This is a genomic window from Clostridioides sp. ZZV15-6598, assembly GCF_020657705.1.
Lineage (GTDB): Bacteria > Bacillota > Clostridia > Peptostreptococcales > Peptostreptococcaceae > Clostridioides > Clostridioides difficile_F.
In genome coordinates, this window is record NZ_JAGWCS010000081.1 from 1 (window position 1) to 17356 (window position 17356).

The 17356-nt window shown below is 28.4% G+C and carries 14 protein-coding genes and 1 other annotated feature; of the genes, 4 read left to right on the forward strand and 10 right to left on the reverse strand.

Annotation, left to right across the window (positions count from 1 at the left end):
* The first annotated feature begins 81 nt into the window (after window positions 1-81).
* Complete coding sequence (locus tag KGF50_RS14505; protein WP_227848706.1) at window positions 82-1371, forward strand: D-alanyl-D-alanine carboxypeptidase family protein; 1290 nt, start codon at window positions 82-84, stop codon at window positions 1369-1371.
* Between the two features lie 221 nt (window positions 1372-1592).
* On the opposite strand, the gene panC is transcribed toward KGF50_RS14505, so the two are convergent.
* From panC to KGF50_RS14535, 6 genes are all read right to left on the reverse strand, one after another.
* Window positions 1593-2441, reverse strand: a complete 849-nt coding sequence (gene panC, locus KGF50_RS14510) for a pantoate--beta-alanine ligase (RefSeq protein WP_227848707.1) — start codon at window positions 2439-2441, stop codon at window positions 1593-1595.
* A gap of 18 nt (window positions 2442-2459) precedes the next feature.
* Window positions 2460-3287, reverse strand: coding sequence for a 3-methyl-2-oxobutanoate hydroxymethyltransferase (panB, locus tag KGF50_RS14515; RefSeq protein WP_227848708.1), 828 nt, complete (start codon window positions 3285-3287; stop codon window positions 2460-2462).
* Window positions 3262-4200 carry a DUF2520 domain-containing protein gene (locus tag KGF50_RS14520; RefSeq protein ID WP_227848717.1) on the reverse strand — a complete coding sequence of 313 codons (939 nt, stop codon included), beginning with the start codon at window positions 4198-4200 and terminating at the stop codon, window positions 3262-3264. Before KGF50_RS14520 ends, panB begins: the two co-directional genes overlap by 26 nt.
* Window positions 4201-4502: 302 nt before the next feature.
* Complete coding sequence (locus tag KGF50_RS14525; RefSeq protein WP_021385441.1) at window positions 4503-4841, reverse strand: DUF2325 domain-containing protein; 339 nt, start codon at window positions 4839-4841, stop codon at window positions 4503-4505.
* 283 nt (window positions 4842-5124) lie between these two features.
* On the reverse strand, window positions 5125-6441 hold the full coding sequence (argH, locus tag KGF50_RS14530; protein WP_227848709.1) for an argininosuccinate lyase: 1317 nt from the start codon (window positions 6439-6441) through the stop codon (window positions 5125-5127).
* Between the two features lie 86 nt (window positions 6442-6527).
* Window positions 6528-6738: a binding site (T-box leader), on the reverse strand.
* Between the two features lie 78 nt (window positions 6739-6816).
* On the reverse strand, window positions 6817-7638 hold the full coding sequence (locus KGF50_RS14535) for a Cof-type HAD-IIB family hydrolase (protein ID WP_227848710.1): 822 nt from the start codon (window positions 7636-7638) through the stop codon (window positions 6817-6819).
* Between the two features lie 360 nt (window positions 7639-7998).
* Between KGF50_RS14535 and KGF50_RS14540 the strand changes: the two genes are divergently transcribed.
* On the forward strand, window positions 7999-9102 hold the full coding sequence (locus KGF50_RS14540; protein ID WP_227848711.1) for a pyridoxal phosphate-dependent aminotransferase: 1104 nt from the start codon (window positions 7999-8001) through the stop codon (window positions 9100-9102).
* 62 nt (window positions 9103-9164) lie between these two features.
* On the opposite strand, the gene KGF50_RS14545 is transcribed toward KGF50_RS14540, so the two are convergent.
* Together KGF50_RS14545 and KGF50_RS14550 are read right to left on the reverse strand one after the other, a co-directional pair.
* Window positions 9165-11804 (reverse strand): cation-translocating P-type ATPase, encoded by a 2640-nt coding sequence (locus tag KGF50_RS14545; RefSeq protein WP_227848712.1) that lies wholly within the window; start codon window positions 11802-11804, stop codon window positions 9165-9167.
* 325 nt (window positions 11805-12129) lie between these two features.
* A complete protein-coding gene (locus tag KGF50_RS14550) occupies window positions 12130-12777 on the reverse strand; it encodes a M15 family metallopeptidase (protein ID WP_227848713.1) in 648 nt (215 codons plus the stop codon).
* Window positions 12778-13056: 279 nt separating this feature from the next.
* Between KGF50_RS14550 and KGF50_RS14555 the strand changes: the two genes are divergently transcribed.
* Both KGF50_RS14555 and KGF50_RS14560 read left to right on the forward strand, forming a co-directional pair.
* The gene (locus KGF50_RS14555) at window positions 13057-13947 is read left to right on the forward strand and encodes a TetR/AcrR family transcriptional regulator (protein ID WP_227848714.1); all 891 of its coding nucleotides are present in this window, start codon (window positions 13057-13059) and stop codon (window positions 13945-13947) included.
* A gap of 3 nt (window positions 13948-13950) precedes the next feature.
* On the forward strand, window positions 13951-15360 hold the full coding sequence (locus KGF50_RS14560) for an MDR family MFS transporter (protein WP_227848715.1): 1410 nt from the start codon (window positions 13951-13953) through the stop codon (window positions 15358-15360).
* Window positions 15361-15431: 71 nt separating this feature from the next.
* Here the strand turns inward: KGF50_RS14560 and KGF50_RS14565 are convergent, their stop codons facing one another.
* Window positions 15432-15812, reverse strand: coding sequence for a RidA family protein (locus tag KGF50_RS14565; protein ID WP_227432527.1), 381 nt, complete (start codon window positions 15810-15812; stop codon window positions 15432-15434).
* Between the two features lie 94 nt (window positions 15813-15906).
* Window positions 15907-17124: a threonine ammonia-lyase gene (gene ilvA, locus KGF50_RS14570; protein WP_227848716.1), complete on the reverse strand. Its 1218-nt coding sequence runs from the start codon at window positions 17122-17124 to the stop codon at window positions 15907-15909.
* Window positions 17125-17356 lie beyond the last annotated feature (232 nt).

The following is a 17356-nucleotide window of genomic DNA, read 5'->3' on the forward strand; positions in this document are numbered from 1 at the left end:
ATATATTAATCACTCCTTCATTTTAATTATTGACAAAAATATGCTATACTAAAAGATGAATTTAAATTTTGGAGGCTCACAATGAAAAGAAATTTATCACTTTTATTAATCTGTTTCTTGATATTTACTTCATTTTTAGGAAGTTCTAATATATCTTTTGCAGAGGATGAACCAGCTATAGTTGCCAAACATGCCGTTTTAATGGACTATGAAACTGGAAAAATATTGTATAATAAATCTGGAGATTCTAAGCTTTACCCAGCTTCAACAACTAAGGCATGGACAGCTTGTTTAGTTCTGAAAAAGGTTAAGGATTTAAATCAAGTAATAGAAATTAAAAACCTACCTCAAATAGAGGGTTCTAGTATGTACCTGAAAGAAGGAGAAGCTTTCACTGTAAGACAATTATTAAATGCTCTTTTAATTCATTCTTCTAATGATGCTGCCTTTGTATTAGCTAGATATGTTGGTGGAGGAGATGTACAAAAATTTGTTGACCTTATGAATTCTGAGGCAAAAGATATTGGAGCTACTGGCACTCATTTTAACAATCCTCATGGATTACCAGACCCAAATCATTACACTACAGCTCATGATATGGCTCTTATGGCTAGAGAAGCTATGAATAATGATGTCTTTAGACAAATTGTAAAAACTAAGTCACTTAAGTTTGATGCTACAAAAGCATACCCTTATGAAAGATATTTTGTAAATACTAATAAATTTTTGACATCACATGATAAGATTACATATAAAGGTCAATCTATAGATATAAAATACGACATAGTTGATGGTATAAAAACAGGATATACTGATGCTGCAGGTAAATGTCTTTTATCTAGTGCAGTAAAAGATGGAAGAAGAGTCATTGCTGCTGTATTTAATTCAACTAATTATGATTTATATTTAGATTCACGCATATTAATTGATTATGGATTTGATAATTTTAAATGTGCTACTATTGTTGATAAAGAAAAATATACTGATACTAAAAAAGTATTATTTACAAAACAACATGAATTAATTTATGAACCAAAACACAGTTATAAGATAACTTTAGGACAAAACGAATCTCAAGGTGACTACAATACTAAAACCGAACTAGATAAAATTGATTTACCTGTAAAAAAAGGTACTAAGGTTGGTACTTTAAATGTATACAATAGTGGTAAACTAGAAAAGAGTATAGATTTAGTTGCAAAAAATAACCTTGATAGTAGCCTTCCATTTATAACTGAAAATAAAACTTTGATGCTTTCTATTAAAATTATTATAGCTATTTTAGTACTTCTAGTTATATTTATAATAGCTTCAAATATTAAAAAGAATAATAAAAGAAAGTCTAGAGGAAAAAGAAATATGAAAAAATAGCAATTATAATGTTGTTTTTTACAGAACAATTATCACATAGAAAAGGGGTTCTCAGGAACCCCTTTTCTTTTTTTGTACAAAAAAGGAGATATCCAAATTTTTATTTTGAGACATCCCCATATAATTGAAATTAATCATAATCTTAAGTTAATTTGATTTTTAAATTTTCCTTTTTATAAAATATCATTTTTTAAATCATCTATACTGTATAAAATAACAGTCTATCTATCAAATTGAAATGTAAAGTTATCAATTAATCTAGTTTTTCCTATGAAAACAGCACTTGCTACAAGTACAGAATTTTCTATCTGTTCAACAGGTTGTAATGTCTCACTATCTACAATTTCAACATAATCTATTTTTGTTGAATCTTCAGAATTTATTTTAGATGTTATTAATTCTTTTATTTTTTTTACATCTAGATTTCCTTTTGCCAGCTCTTCTTTTGCTAAGCTTAAGCTTTCATTTAAAACTAAAGCAGTTTTTCTTTCTTCTTTTGAAAGATATGTATTTCTTGAGCTTTTTGCTAAACCATCATTTTCACGAACTATAGGGCAGCCTATTATTTTTGTGTCTATATTCAAATCTTTGACCATCCTTTTAATTACTGCTAATTGTTGAGCATCTTTCTCTCCAAAATAAGCTTTATCAGGAGTTACTATATTCAGAAGTTTTGAAACAACTAGACAGACACCACCAAAATGAACAGGTCTTTTAGAGCCACAAAGAAAATCTGTAAGTCCAGACACATTTATAGTAGTACAATTGCCTTTCAAATACATTTCTTCTGATGATGGATTAAAGACTACTGATGCACCACTATCTATACAGTATTTAAAATCTTTTTCTATATCCCTCGGATAGCTGTTAAAATCTTCGTTTGGTCCAAACTGAGTTGGATTTACAAATACACTTACTACCACCTTATCATTTTCTTTTACAGCTTTTTTAATAAGGCTTTGATGTCCTTCATGTAAAAATCCCATAGTAGGAACAAGTCCTATAGAATAGCCAGCTTTTTTCCAATCTTTAATTATATTTCTTAGTGATTTTATTTCTTTTACAAGCATTTTGTACCATCCTTAATCTTAGTATAATTTTTCTAATTCAGATTCATTTATTGAAAAGCTATGTTTTTCTTGTGGAAATGCACCAGTTTCAACTTCTAGTATGTAATTTCTAATTGAATCTTTCATTATATCTCCTATATTTGCGTATTGCTTTACAAATTTAGGTACAAAATCTCCAAACATCCCCAACATATCTTGATAAACTAAAATTTGACCATCACAATTAATTCCTGCCCCTATCCCTATTGTAGGAATTGAAATAGAATTAGTCACCATCTCAGCTATTTTAGCAGGAACTCCTTCAAGTACAATAGAAAATGCTCCTGCTTTTTCTATTAATTTAGCATCTTCAATAAGTTGTTTTGCTGTTTCACTAGTATTTCCTTGAACCTTAAATCCACCAAATGAATTTACAGATTGAGGTGTTAGTCCTAAATGGCCCATTACAGGTATTTGAGCATTTACAATGTTTTTTATTTGTTCTATAACGTTTGAGCCACCTTCTAATTTTACAGCATGTGCCCCACCTTCTTTTACAAGTCTGCCAGCATTTTTAACAGCATCTTCTATAGAAACATGGTAAGATAGAAATGGCATATCACTTACAATTAAGGCATTTTTTACACCATTTTTTACAGCTTTTGTATGATATATAATTTCATCTATAGTAACAGATAGAGTATTTTCTTCACCTTTTACTACCATTCCTAATGAATCTCCTATTAAAATACCATTTATGTTACATTCATCCATTATTTTTGCCATTGAGTAATCATAAGCAGTAAGCATAGATAGCTTCCTTCCTTCACTTTTAGCATTTTTAAAAGTCAGTATAGTATTTTTCATTGTTTTTTCCTCCTAAAATTGTGTAAATCTCTTTGTATTTTTCAGATTTACTTATTAAATTTTCGACTGCATTTTCTATAGAAATATTTTTTGTACATGTTAATGAATCTTCATTTTCCAAGGCTATTATTTTTAGTAGATTTAAGGAGAGTATTTTGTAAATATCTTCATCTTTTTTATCTAATGCTGATAAATGTTTTTTTATTGGTGTTATATCCCCACGAACAACAGGTCCAGTAAGGGATTTAGTAAATCCATTATCAAGTATATTTTCTATATTTATTTTGACCAAAGGATTTATAGCTTTTAAAGCTTCTTCTTCAGATAAACCCAATTTAATAAAGTAACTTACTCCTACATCTAGTAAAGATAACACTAAATTTGAAACCAAAACATTGGCTACATGATAAGTAGATGAAGTATTTTTATCTCTTGTGAAAAATTGATTTCCTAAGCTATTTATAAAATTTTGAATAAATAAATCATCTTTTTCATTATCGCCTTCTATGGAAAAACAAATGTCTTTCATTTTTTTAATATCAGTATTTTTATTGGAAAATGCAAATATAGGATGGACAGAATAAATTAATGCACCTGCTTTTTTTGAACAGAACAATATACTAGATTTTAAAGAACCACTTGTGTGGCAAATGTATTTATGTTTTAAATTAAATTTGGAAAGTTTTTTGTCTATGATTTCAATAGAATCATCTGATGTTGTAATAAATAATATATCATTTTCATAAATAAAGTCTTTCAAGTTACTATAAATCTTTGTTTTTGTTAAATCTGTTGATTCTAATAAAGATAATTGATTTCTTCCATAAAAGCCTGTTACACAATAATCTTTTGACAAAAAATAATTTGCTAAAGATGTACCAACTTTTCCAGAACCAATAAATCCTATTTTAATAGTATCACCTCCAACTTGTGATACAACATCTTAATTTCCAATCTCATTCATAAAGATATGAGTTATATAAGACAAAATAATTAAAAACATTTAAAGTATAGTTCTTATAACAAGATACCATCCATGAATATTCTACCATTTAAATAAAAATTTGACAATCAATTCTACAAAAATTAAAAATGTGCTCCTTCCTTCTATATTGTGATATTTTTACTATCACAACTTTTTGGAAGAATACACATTTTATTTTACACACTCAATTCATATTGAGTATGTATTCTCAAACTTATTAAATTATATATTTATGTATTTTTCTGTTTTTGCTTATCATTAAGTTTACATTTTGAACAGTTTCCTAGACATTCATCAACCATATCTAGACATTCATTAAATGCTACTTTACTACTATTTTTATGTCTTACGATTAGTATATCTTGTTTTTTAGCCTGAGACTCAACTGTTCTAGACATCTTATGTGAAACCGTTGATGTAAGTATAACAACGGCATCAGGTTTTCCTATAGAGTTATTTAATTTAGATGACATAGTAGTATATACTTTTGTTTTATAACCTTTTTTCTTGGCCATAACCATATAATCTTTTTCCATTCTTTCATGGCCACCAATCACTAATAAGTTCATTAGACTGCCTCCCGCCTTATTTGATATTGATTTTCATTATTATTTATACTATATATAATAATATCTAAAAATAATTTTGTCAATACTTATTGATATTAATTATCATTTTAATAATAGAAGGTTTTATTTTTAGTAGTTTTTTAGTTTAAATAAATTTAAATTTATTTAAACTAAAAAGTTATTGATATTGCGTTGTAAATAATGTTTTATATTGTAAAAAGCTGTGAAATTTAATGATACTACTCATTCAAATTCACAGCTTTTAAAAACTTAACATCTTATATTATTTTAAATTCTTTTTTATTCCTTTGTTTAATATACTTTCATAATCAATAAAGTCATAAATATCTTCCTTAAATGCATCTGAAAACTTATGTAATTCTTCTAATGTTAAATCTTCTATTGCTTTTTTATTGTCTTCACAATATATTACAATACTTCCAACTATTCCATGTGCATCTCTAAAAGCAACATTATTTTTAACTAGATAGTCAGCAACTTCTGTGGCATTTAAAAAACCATTTTTAACTGCTTGTTTCATCTTATCTTCATTTACCTTTAATGTAGCTATCATTCTTTCCATTATTTGTATACACATTTCAAGAGTATGTACGCTATCAAAGAATCCTTCCTTATCTTCTTGCATATCTTTATTATAAGCTAGTGGTATACCTTTCATCACTGTGAAAAGACCAAATAAATTTCCATATACTCTACCAGTCTTACCTCTTATAAGCTCTGCACCATCAGGATTTTTCTTTTGAGGCATTATACTACTTCCAGTAGTATATAAATCATCTATTTCAACAAACCCAAATTCTTGAGAACTCCAAAGTATCAATTCTTCACTAAGTCTACTTAAATGCATCATTATAATTGAAAAATCACTCATTAGCTCTAATAAATAATCCCTATCACTTACACCATCCATAAAATTATCTACAACTTTTTTAAATCCTAATTGCTCACAAGTTATATTTCTATCTATATCATGTGTAGTTCCTGCTAAAGCTCCACAACCTAAAGGTGATTCATCTAATATTTCTATAGCATTTTTTATTCTTTTCTCATCTCTATCAAACATACTATAATATGCCATCAAGTGATGTTTAAAAGTTACTACTTGTGCTCTTTGAAGATGAGTATATCCTGGCATCATTACTGAGTTTTTATCAGCAACATCTTTTATAGTTGCTTTAAATCCAGATATTAACTCCACTAAATCACTTGCCTTTTCTTTGGCATATAATCTCATATCAACTGCAACTTGGTCATTTCTACTACGTGCTGTATGGAGCTTCTTTCCAACATCACCTATTCTTTGAATTAAATTTATCTCAGTAAAACTATGTATATCTTCATAATCACCATCTAATGCCAATTTTCCATTTTCAATATCTTCAAGTATTCCATTTAGACCCTCTGTTATAGCTTTTCCCTCTTCATCTGTTAAAAGCCCACATTTTACTTGCATATAGACATGTGCTATACTTCCTTCAATATCTTTTTTGTACAGTACACAGTCATACCCAAAAGATTTATTAAATTCTTCCATAAGTTGATTTTCAGCTTTTCTAAAGCGTCCACCCCATAATTTCATATTTTTCACCTCATATTTTAATTTTTTATATTTTATTATAATATTTTTACTTTAGTTAAAAATAAAAAATCTCTTGGTCAAAAAGACCAAGAGACGAAATATTCCGTGTTACCACTCTAGTTGATAAACAATGTTTACCCACTCTATTCTCTTAAGGCGAGATTACCTATTACCATACTGAATTTCAAGTAATATTCTCCAAAGTTCTCTTCAATATAAAGTATTATCATTAGGCTTACACCCTCCCTAACTCGCTGAGACTTTCTTTATATCTACTCTCTTCTTCACTGAATCTAAATTTTTATATTTTACCTATTTGTATTATAATTACTATCTATAAAATAGTCAACCTATTTTTTCCTTTAAATACCTTTTTTAAGAACTAAGTGACTCTTTTAACTCAAAAAACTTATAAATTGCTTTTGCTACTCCACTCTCTTGATTGCTATCTGTTACATAATCGGCCTCTTGTTTAATCAATTCTTCTGCATTTCCCATAGCTATACCAAGACCAGCAAATTTTATCATTTCTATATCATTGTAATTATCTCCAAACGCAATTATATCTTCTCTATCTATATTCATTTTTTCAGCTAAAATTTTAACCGCATTGCCTTTATCAACACCAGTATTCATAACTTCAATATTATTTGGCCAAGAAGAAGTTATTTTTATGCCTTGAACTTTTTTCAATTCTTTTCTTATTTCATCTAAAATAGCTGGATTTTTTTCTTCTATGATTACAAACTTTAATATGTCATTTTTAGAGATCTCTTCTCTTAAATCATCTCTTACAATGACTTCTGTTTCAGAGCCCAAAAATACACTTATTCTATCTTCGCGTCCTTCTATTTTTTTTGAAAGCATAGAATCTATACTATTACATTGATAGTAAATATTGTATTTGTCTAGCACATCTAAAATATCTAGACATGTTTTTGTATCAATTTTATTTGAATATATTATATTTCCATTTTGTTCCCTTATCAATGAACCATTACAAGCTATTATTGGCATATCTTCTTTAAGAAAATCTACATTGCATTTAGCGGAATCGAAAGCTCTTCCTGTTGCTAAAGTTACATTAATACCACTTTCAATAACTTTTTGTAGTGCAGTTTTATTTTCATCTGTAACTTTATGGTTATTTCCCAATAAAGTTCCATCCATATCTGTTACAATCAATTTATATCCCATAATTCAACTCCATAACATTTTATTGTATACTTATATTTCCTTAATCTAATCTAAAGAATTACCCTTATTAAATTATATCATAACTTTATACTTAAACTATTCCAATTTATAAAATTAATAACATTCCTATATCTCTATATCAAGGCAAAATAAATCGTTTCTTGTAGTATTTTTCTGAATATTTTCAATTTATAGTCTTATAACGCTAGAAATTTTACAATATATGATATATAATCATATTAAATAAAGTGAGCTATTATAATATTTATATTCGTTTTTTACTATTATGTATTTTCACAATATTTTAAATCTAGCAACTTTTATAACATTTATTATTGACTAAATAAGGAGTGATAAGCTATGAAATTAAAAATTAACAAAGCTATTGAAATGCAGTTGAAAAAAAGTTATGCCATAGAATCTGGTCATTGCGAAAATGTATTCGAAATAGATTGTGGCGAAGGTATAAATACAGTATCTTTCTCAAATAAAGCTGTAGAAGCTTTTAATGCTTTAGAATTTGATATGATAAGAGGATACCCTCATTCAATTAGTCTAAAAGACAATATAGTTGATTATTGGAAAGACTTCACAAAACTAACTACTGATAGAATTTGCCTAGCTGATGGTTCTATACATGTCATTTATCTTCTAAATAGATTATTTATTGAAAAAGGAGATAAAGTTTTAGGATATTCACCTCAATTTTCAGAATACGAAACAGACATAAAAATGCATGGAGCTACTTATGACTATGTTCTTTTAAAGAAAGAAGATAATTTCAAGTTTAATGAAAAAGAATTTATTGAAAAAATAAATTCAGAATATAAAGTAATTTACATAGATAACCCAAATAATCCTACTGGACAAATTATACCCCTATCATCAATTGAAAATATAGTAAAAGAGGCAGCAAAATATGATGTAGCTGTTATGGTAGATGAAGCTTATGGTGAATATATGCCAAAAGAAAATTCAGCTGTAAAACTTTTAAATGATTATGACAATGTAATTGTCTTAAAAACATTCTCAAAAGGTTTTGGTTTAGCAGGACTAAGAGCAGGATATGCAGTCCTTCCTGAACAACTTGTTAATCCTATTAAGAAGATTTCTACTCCTTACGAAATATCTGAAATCTCTCGTAGTATTGCAGCTAATTTATTAGACGATGTTCAATTTATAGAAGAATTAAAAGAAAAAACAAAAGCTATAAAAAATCAACTATTGATTCCATGGAAAAACCTTAACATAGCTGAAACTAGTGACACTGTATCTATAATGACAGTTGAACATAAAAATAAAGATATTGATTTACAACAAGAATTTGCAAAATTAAAAATAAGAGTTATATCTGGTAGCGATTTTACTGGACTTGATAAAAACTTTATAAGATTTAGAATGCCTGAAGAAAAAGAACTTCCTGAAGTTATAAAAGCATTCCAAATAATCGATAACTTAGAATAAATCTAACTATATAAGGGACATATTGATAAAATCAATATGTCCCTTTAGTTTAGTATTTTTAATTATTTTACAGTATTTCTATTCATTAATTTATTAAGTTCCATCAATATTGATGAAAGTAATGCTAAACCTAAACAAATTCCTAATTCATATAAACCAAATACTGTTGGAATAGAGAATATTCCTCTCAAAACTGGTATTAATGTTAAAGAGTAAAGTCCAAAACATATTAAAACTGCTCCTATAACATATTTATTACTGAAAAAGCCTAGTTTTACTATTGTCTGATTATTAGAACGTGCAGGCAATGTTTGCATTATTCTTGCTAATATTAAAGTTGAAAATGCCATTGCTACACCAAGTTCTGGTGATACTTGTAGCCCGATATATTGTGCGATTATTGTAACTATACCAATTATACAACCTCTTATAGCAACTGCTTTTAATGTTCCTCCTGCTAATATGCTTTCATCTGGATGTCTAGGAGGTTTATTCATTATATTTTTTTCTGATTTTTCAAATCCTAATGCTATTGCTGGTAAAGAGTCATTTACTAAGTTGATAAATAAAAGTTGTAAAGCTGTAAATGGGTTTGACCATCCCGCAAATACTGCAAACAAGATAGCTACTATGGCACCCAAGTTTCCTGCAAATAAATAAGTTATTGCTTTTATTATATTGCTATATACTGTTCTACCAACTTCAACAGCATTTACTATACTTGCAAAGTTATCATCAACTAACACCATAGCCGAGGCATCCTTTGCTACATCAGTACCACTTCCCATACCTATACCTATATCTGCTTGTTTTAAAGCTGGTGCATCATTAACACCATCACCAGTCATAGCAGTTATATTATTCTTGTGTTGCCATGCTTTTACTATACGAATTTTATTTTCTGGTGAAACTCTGGCGTATACACTTATATCTTCTAATTTTTTATTTAATTCTTCCTCACTTAATGCATCTAGCTCTTTTCCAGTAAGTGCTAAATCTCCATCTTCCATTATACCTATTTCTTTTGCAATTGCTGCTGCTGTTGTTTTGTGGTCACCAGTTATCATAACTGTTTTTATACCAGCACTCTTTGCTTCTTTTACTGCATCCATTACTTCTTCTCTTGGTGGATCTATCATTGCCATTATCCCAACCAATATCATATCATGTTCATCGTCAATTGAAGGTGTAAAACCTTCTTCAGGAACATCTTTTATTGCAAAGGCTAATACTCTAAGTGCTCTATTTGAAAATTCTTCATTTTTATTCTTGTATTCTTCTATTATCTCATCTGTTATATCTACTTTTGAACCATTTTTTAAAGCATATTTACATCTACTAAATACAATATCTGGAGCACCTTTCGTAAACATTATATAATCTCCATATATACTATTTACTGTAGACATAAGCTTTCTATCTGAATCAAATGGTATTTCATTTATTCTAATATATTTACTTCTTAATTTATCATAATCTAAATCGTTTTTACTTGAATAATTTATTAATGCAACTTCTGTTGGGTCACCAACTTCTTTTCCATCACTAGTTATATGAGAATCATTACACAATGTAGAAACCATAGTCAACAATTTAGCATGATAAGAATAATTTATATTTTCTTTATTAAGCTCATCATTGTTAGTTCCATACATATAACAGTCAACAACTGTCATTTTATTTTGTGTAAGAGTACCTGTTTTATCAGTACATATAACGCTTGTTGAACCTAAAGTCTCGACCGCTGGTAATTTTCTTATTATAGCTTGTTTCTTTGCCATACTATTTGTTCCAACAGCCAGTACTATAGTAACTATTGATGATAAAGCTTCTGGTATTGCTGCTACTGCTACTGCTACAGAAAACATGAATGAATCGAGAATAATTTGTGTCATTTCTCCATTTCCAGCCATCATGTAATTTCTTGCTACCTGAATTATAAATATTAAGAGTGCAAGTGCTACAATACCTACACCAAGCTTTTTACTAAAAGCTTCTATTTTTTGTTGTAATGGTGTCAACTTATTTTCAGCAGTTTCTAAAAGCCCAGCTATTTTACCCATTTCAGTATCCATACCTGTTCCAGTTACTACAAATGAACCTCTACCATAAACTACTACAGCACCACTAAATACCATATTTTTTTGGTCACCTAAACTTACATCTTCGTTTATTTTTTCTGTATGTTTTAGAACTGGTTCTGATTCACCAGTTAACATTCCTTCTACAACCTTTAATGATTGTGCTTCTATAAGTCTTCCATCTGCTGGTATGTAATCACCAGCTTCTAAAAATACAATATCTCCAACTACTAAATTTTTTGCTGGAATTGTCATTTTCTTATTATCTCTTATTACCTTTGCATTTGGTGCAGATAAATTTTTCAAACTTTCTAATGAACTTTCTGCTTTTTTTGTTTGTACAACACCTAAAACAGAGTTGATAATAATAACTGCAAAAATTATTATGGACTCTACAGTTTCACCTAAAAATATTTGTACTAAAGCAGCTATCAATAGAATTATTACCAGTGGGTCTTTAAAACTTTCTAAGAAAAGCTTATACGTAGGAACTTTATCTGCTTCCTTTAATTCATTAGTTCCATTTTTTTCTAATAGCTCTTCTGCTCTTTCTTTGCTCAAACCATTTAAGCTTGAGTCTAAATTTTTAATTATTTCTTGATAAGTACTTTTGTAAGACATTTGTTGCCCTCCTCTTTAATAAATTTATTTTATGTTTGGGGACTCTTATGTATACTTGAAATTTCAAATTTTTCAAATAAAAAATTCCTTGAATAAAAAAAGACCCCAAAACAAACATACTTAATGCTTATTTTGAAGGTCTTGCTATCAAGGAATTCCTTGCTAATTAACCGAGTATTTCTACCGTCTTGACGATTAATTACCACTTTCGTGTAAGCTACTCCCCTTCGAGTAGTTATCTTTAATTGTACTTACATTATAACACCTTGCATAATTAATAGTCTAGCTAATTTTTTATTTTAACCTAAATTTAACAAATTATGGCTTAATCTATATGCAAATATTCTTCTAATGTTAGATTGTTCATTGCAAAGTTTTTACTATGTTCAGTTCCAACATATCTATAGTGCCATGATTCATACATATATCCTGTTATATTTTCTTTTCCCTCTGGATATCTAAGTATAAATCCATACTTATATGCATTTTCATACAGCCACTTAGCTTCTTTTGTATTATTAAATTTTTTATTTGCCCAACAAGATTGGTCGTTTCCTCCAATATCAAATGCAAGTCCAGTTTGATGTTCACTTTCTCCTGGCTTAGCTGAAAATCTGTTTGCTTCCTTCTCCCCATGTTTCTCTGCATATGAGTTAAATAACTTTTCTTGATATTTGTAACTTCTATATGTACTGAAGGCTTTTAGATTTAATCCTGCTTTTTGAGCCTCTTTATTCATTTTATAAAAAGCATCTTTGGCTTCATTACTTTCTTGTGGAGAATAGTCTTCAGGTAAGCTATACTTTTTGTTTGCTACTATAATATTATTTATTGATAAAACGTTCACACCTTTTCTATACTTACTTATTTCATATGCCATAATTTTATTTTCTCCACTAGAGATATTAATAAACATTTTCGCGAAAACTAGAAAAAATGCAAAAACTATAACCAAACCTCTTTTCTTTTTCATATACTACACCCCCATAACTTAGATTTAACACCTAAAAAATTTAAAGGCATTTTACTTCATAGTATAATCATATCATTAATTTATTGCAAATTTTTTAAACAATTCTTAAGAAACTCTTAAATTCTTCTTTATATTACTAAAACTAACAATATTTTTTTCAATTTTTTTATATCACAGGTTCAGATATTGCTTTTTTTTCCAAATGATGTATAATATATTTATAGAAACTTCAAAGTACTATTTAGTACTTAGTGTTTTTATATGAAAGGAGATAGCGAATTGACTGATAAACAAAAACTTATTATAACTATCGCTCAAAGAATATTTGACCAAAAAGGTTTTCAAAATACTTCAATACTAGATATTGTGAAAGAATGTAAAATGTCTAAAGCTACTTTTTATAAACATTTTGAAACTAAAGAAAGTTTTATCTGTGAAATAATTAATTATTATGATGAAAAATTTTTAGAGATTATACATTCTATTAATGAAAATAAGGATATTCATCCATCAGAAAAACTAAAAAGAAAAATAATAGCTGTATGGGAAAATATTTTTTCTAGAACTACTATAAATACTTACATAAGGGAAAACTTCTCTGAAGTGCAACGTAAAACGATAAGCAAATTACAAAAAAAATCTCGAACTAATTTATTAAATGAATATAAGCTGAGTTTATTTGATAATTATGGCGACAAAATAGAAAATATTCTATTTGATTTAGTTTTCTTACTAGACGCTCTAATTCACCAGTTTACATATATTATTCATATACAAAAAAGAGAAATAAATGTATACTTTATCGCTGAATTTACTATACAAATGCTTGATTTAGTTGTAGAAAATGCTGATAACCTAAATCCTTTAATTGAAAAATCAATGTTTTTATATGAACAAGAAGATGAAGCTTACTCTTCTGTTTATAGTAAATCATTATTTTTTAAAACGATACAAGATATAGAAGAGCTAATCAAAACAAACACTTCTCTTATTGAAAACCCTAAGTTACTAGAAGCATCAAAAAAATTATATGAAGAAGGAAAAAATCAATTATATGATTCTTTAATTATGGATGCAATGATTACATATCTAGAAAAAGAAGACATTTTGAGACCAAAAGTACTTTTATTGAATAGCATTAAAAAACAATTAAAAAAGGAGACGTTATAAATCATGGAAATACAAAGTAATAGAAAAAATAATAAAAAGGAAAATTTGATAATAGCAATCGTAATGACTGGTGCTTTTATAAGCTCTCTTAGCCAAACATTACTGTCAACTGCACTTCCCAATATAATGTCAGATTTTAAAATTACTGCTGATGTTGGTCAGTGGTTAACTACAATTTATCTACTTATTGCAGGTATCATTATTCCTACAACAGCTTACTTGATAAATAGATTCAGTACTCGAAAATTATTTATTACATCAATGGCTATCTTTTCTCTAGGGTGTGTTATTGCTCTTTTTTCTCGTAGTTTTTCGACTATGTTGATTGCTCGTGTATTACAGGCAGTAGGTTCTGGCTCTTTAATGCCACTTTTACAAGTTATTATATTATATTTATGCCCTGTAGAAAAACGTGGTACAGCTATGAGTCTAGTTGGTATTACAGTGGGATTTGCTCCAGCAATAGGACCAACTTTATCTGGATGGTTAGTAGATTCATTTGGATGGCATAGTTTGTTTTTACTTCTTTCTCCTATAGCTATATTAGATGTTATACTTTCATTTATCTTATTAAAAAATGTTGGAGAAGCTCAAAAACTAAAACTAGATATACCTTCAATAATACTATCTTCTTTAGGTTTTGGTGGTTTATTAATTGGGTTTACTAATCAAGGTAATTATGGGTGGGCTAATAGTGCCACATATTTACCAATAATATTAGGAATTGTATCATTAATTTTATTTACATGGCGTCAATTAAAATCTAAAGAACCATTCTTAGAATTAAGGGTTTTTAAAAATAAACCATTTCTTATTTCTACATTATTAATTATGATTGTATATGCTTCAATGATGTCTGCTACATTAATGATTCCTCTATATATTCAATCTGTAAGAGGCTTCTCTGCACTTGCTTCAGGTTCTTTAATGATGCCTGGTGCTATATTAATGGTTGCATTAAATCCAGTAGCAGGACGCCACCTAGATAAATATGGTCCTCATGCCCTATCAATATTAGGAACTGGATGTTTATTTTTAGGAACTTTATCTTTTGCATTTTTAGGCAAGGATACATCTTTAATTCATGTATCATTAATGTATTGTATACGTATGATTGGTATTTCAATGGTTCTAATGCCATTAACTACATGGGGAATTAAAACACTAGATAGAGAACTTATATCTCATGCTACAGCAATTAATAGTACACTTCGTCAAATAGCTGGTGCTATAGGTTCTGCTGTACTTATTACTATAATGACAACTGCTACTAAAAAAGCTCACATGGGTTCAACTATCCTATCTAATATCCATGGTATCGATGTAGCATTTTCAATAGCAGCCACACTTGCATTTATTGGATTAATTATATCAATATGTTTTATAAAAGAACGACAGACTGTTAGAAGTTAATATAAAAAAGAGCTATTTTAAGATTTTAATCCTAAAATAGCTCTTTTTTTAGTTTGAAAAATATTGTAATCTTATAATACAGCTATTACTTCTATTTCAACTTTAACGTCTTTTGGTAATCTAGCAACTTCTACACAAGCTCTTGCTGGTTTATTTTCTCCAAAATACTCAGCATAAACTTCATTTATAGCCCCAAATTCATTCATATCTTTTATAAATACTGTAGTCTTAACTACATTTGAAAAATCAGCTCCACTTTCAGCTAATATTGCTTTAAGATTTTTTAGAGATTGAGCAGTTTGAGCTTGTACGTCTCCTTCAACTACTTCCATAGTTTCTGGTACAAGTGGAACTTGTCCAGATACGAATAATAAGTTTCCAGCTTTTATAGCTTGAGAATATGGTCCTAAAGCTGCTGGTGCATCATTAGTATGTAATACTTCATGTTTCATATTAAAATCCTCCTAATTGGTTAATCTACTATACATAAAATGTATCTTCATACACTATTATACTATTTTTCTTGTATATTATATACACTTTTTATTATAATTCTATAATTTTAAAACCTTTTTCTTCTATTGCTTTCTTTATTTTCACTATATGGTCATAATCTATTGTTTCTAATATAAATTCCGCACTTTGTTTTCCTAGAGCTTCACCTGCTGATAATTTACCTTGATTAGCACTTAAAATATTTCCACCATTCTCACTTATTATTCTAGTTAATTCAGCAAAGTTTCCTGGCTTATCTTCCATAATTGTACTAAATGAATATCTTCTTCCTTCTTTAGCTAGAGCAACACCTATTATTCTATATAATGTATTTATATCTATATTACCACCAGATATTATACATACTACATTTTCGTCTTTTGCTGGTACATATTTACCACTTAATATTGCAGCTGTACATACAGCTCCTGCACCTTCTGAAACTATCTTTTGACTTTCCATCATAAATAATATTGATTCAGCTATTTCTGTTTCTTCAACTACTACTATTTCGTCAACTAATTCATTTATTATTTCAAAAGTTAAGTCTCCAGGAGTTTTAACAGCTATACCATCAGCTATTGTACTATCATTAAATGCTGTTGTTACTTTGCCGTTTTTAATTGACTCTTTCATTGAAGGTATGTTTGCAGTTTGAACACCAACTATTTTTACATTAGGATTTAATGCCTTTGCTGCAACAGCAACACCAGATATTATTCCCCCGCCACCAACTGGGCATAGTATAGTATCAACCTTATTATTTAATTGTTCGAAAATTTCAAGAGATATAGTTCCTTGCCCTGCTATAACATATTTATCATTGAATGGATGTAAGAAAGTTGCTCCTGTCTCTTTTTGTATTTCAACAGCTTTTGCATATGCATCATCATAAACTGCACCATTTAAAACTACTTCTGCTCCATAACCTTTAGTTGCACTAACTTTTGCTAATGGTGCAGTTGCTGGCATTACTATTGTAGATTTTATACCAGTCATTTTTGCGCCTAATGCGACACCTTGTGCATGATTCCCTGCACTCGAAGCTATTACTCCACTTGCTTTCTCTTCGTCTGTTAAACTTGCTATTTTATTACAAGCTCCTCTTAATTTAAAAGACCCTGTTTTTTGAAGGTTTTCACATTTATAGAAAACATTCGCTCCTGTTTTTTCACTAAGTTTAACACTTTCAAGTAAATCAGTTTTTTTAACTATGTCTTTAATGGTCTCTCTAGCTTCTTTCACATCTGTTAAGGTAACATTTATCATTTTATTCCACTCCCGTAAATCCAATTTTTATTTATTACTTTCTATATAATTCTATATCTTTTTTTTTTAAAAATCAACATGTAAACGATTTTTATAATTTTTTAATTAATCACAAAAAAACTAAAAATACAACAATTGAATACAATAAACACATATATTCAATTAAGTTACATTACATTAAATGATAAATTTAAAATATTTTTTACATTTTTATCAAAATAACAATATATTC

Coding starts and splice junctions, on each gene's coding strand:
- KGF50_RS14540 (WP_227848711.1), top strand. CDS start 7,999: ATGAAATTAAAAATTAACAAAGCTATTGAAATGCAGTTGAAAAAAAGT.
- KGF50_RS14560 (WP_227848715.1), top strand. CDS start 13,951: ATGGAAATACAAAGTAATAGAAAAAATAATAAAAAGGAAAATTTGATA.
- panB (WP_227848708.1), bottom strand. CDS start 3,287: ATGAAAAATACTATACTGACTTTTAAAAATGCTAAAAGTGAAGGAAGG.
- KGF50_RS14525 (WP_021385441.1), bottom strand. CDS start 4,841: ATGAACTTATTAGTGATTGGTGGCCATGAAAGAATGGAAAAAGATTAT.
- KGF50_RS14545 (WP_227848712.1), bottom strand. CDS start 11,804: ATGTCTTACAAAAGTACTTATCAAGAAATAATTAAAAATTTAGACTCA.
- KGF50_RS14535 (WP_227848710.1), bottom strand. CDS start 7,638: ATGGGATATAAATTGATTGTAACAGATATGGATGGAACTTTATTGGGA.
- ilvA (WP_227848716.1), bottom strand. CDS start 17,124: ATGATAAATGTTACCTTAACAGATGTGAAAGAAGCTAGAGAGACCATT.
- KGF50_RS14550 (WP_227848713.1), bottom strand. CDS start 12,777: ATGAAAAAGAAAAGAGGTTTGGTTATAGTTTTTGCATTTTTTCTAGTT.
- panC (WP_227848707.1), bottom strand. CDS start 2,441: ATGCTTGTAAAAGAAATAAAATCACTAAGAAATATAATTAAAGATTGG.
- KGF50_RS14565 (WP_227432527.1), bottom strand. CDS start 15,812: ATGAAACATGAAGTATTACATACTAATGATGCACCAGCAGCTTTAGGA.
- KGF50_RS14505 (WP_227848706.1), top strand. CDS start 82: ATGAAAAGAAATTTATCACTTTTATTAATCTGTTTCTTGATATTTACT.
- argH (WP_227848709.1), bottom strand. CDS start 6,441: ATGAAATTATGGGGTGGACGCTTTAGAAAAGCTGAAAATCAACTTATG.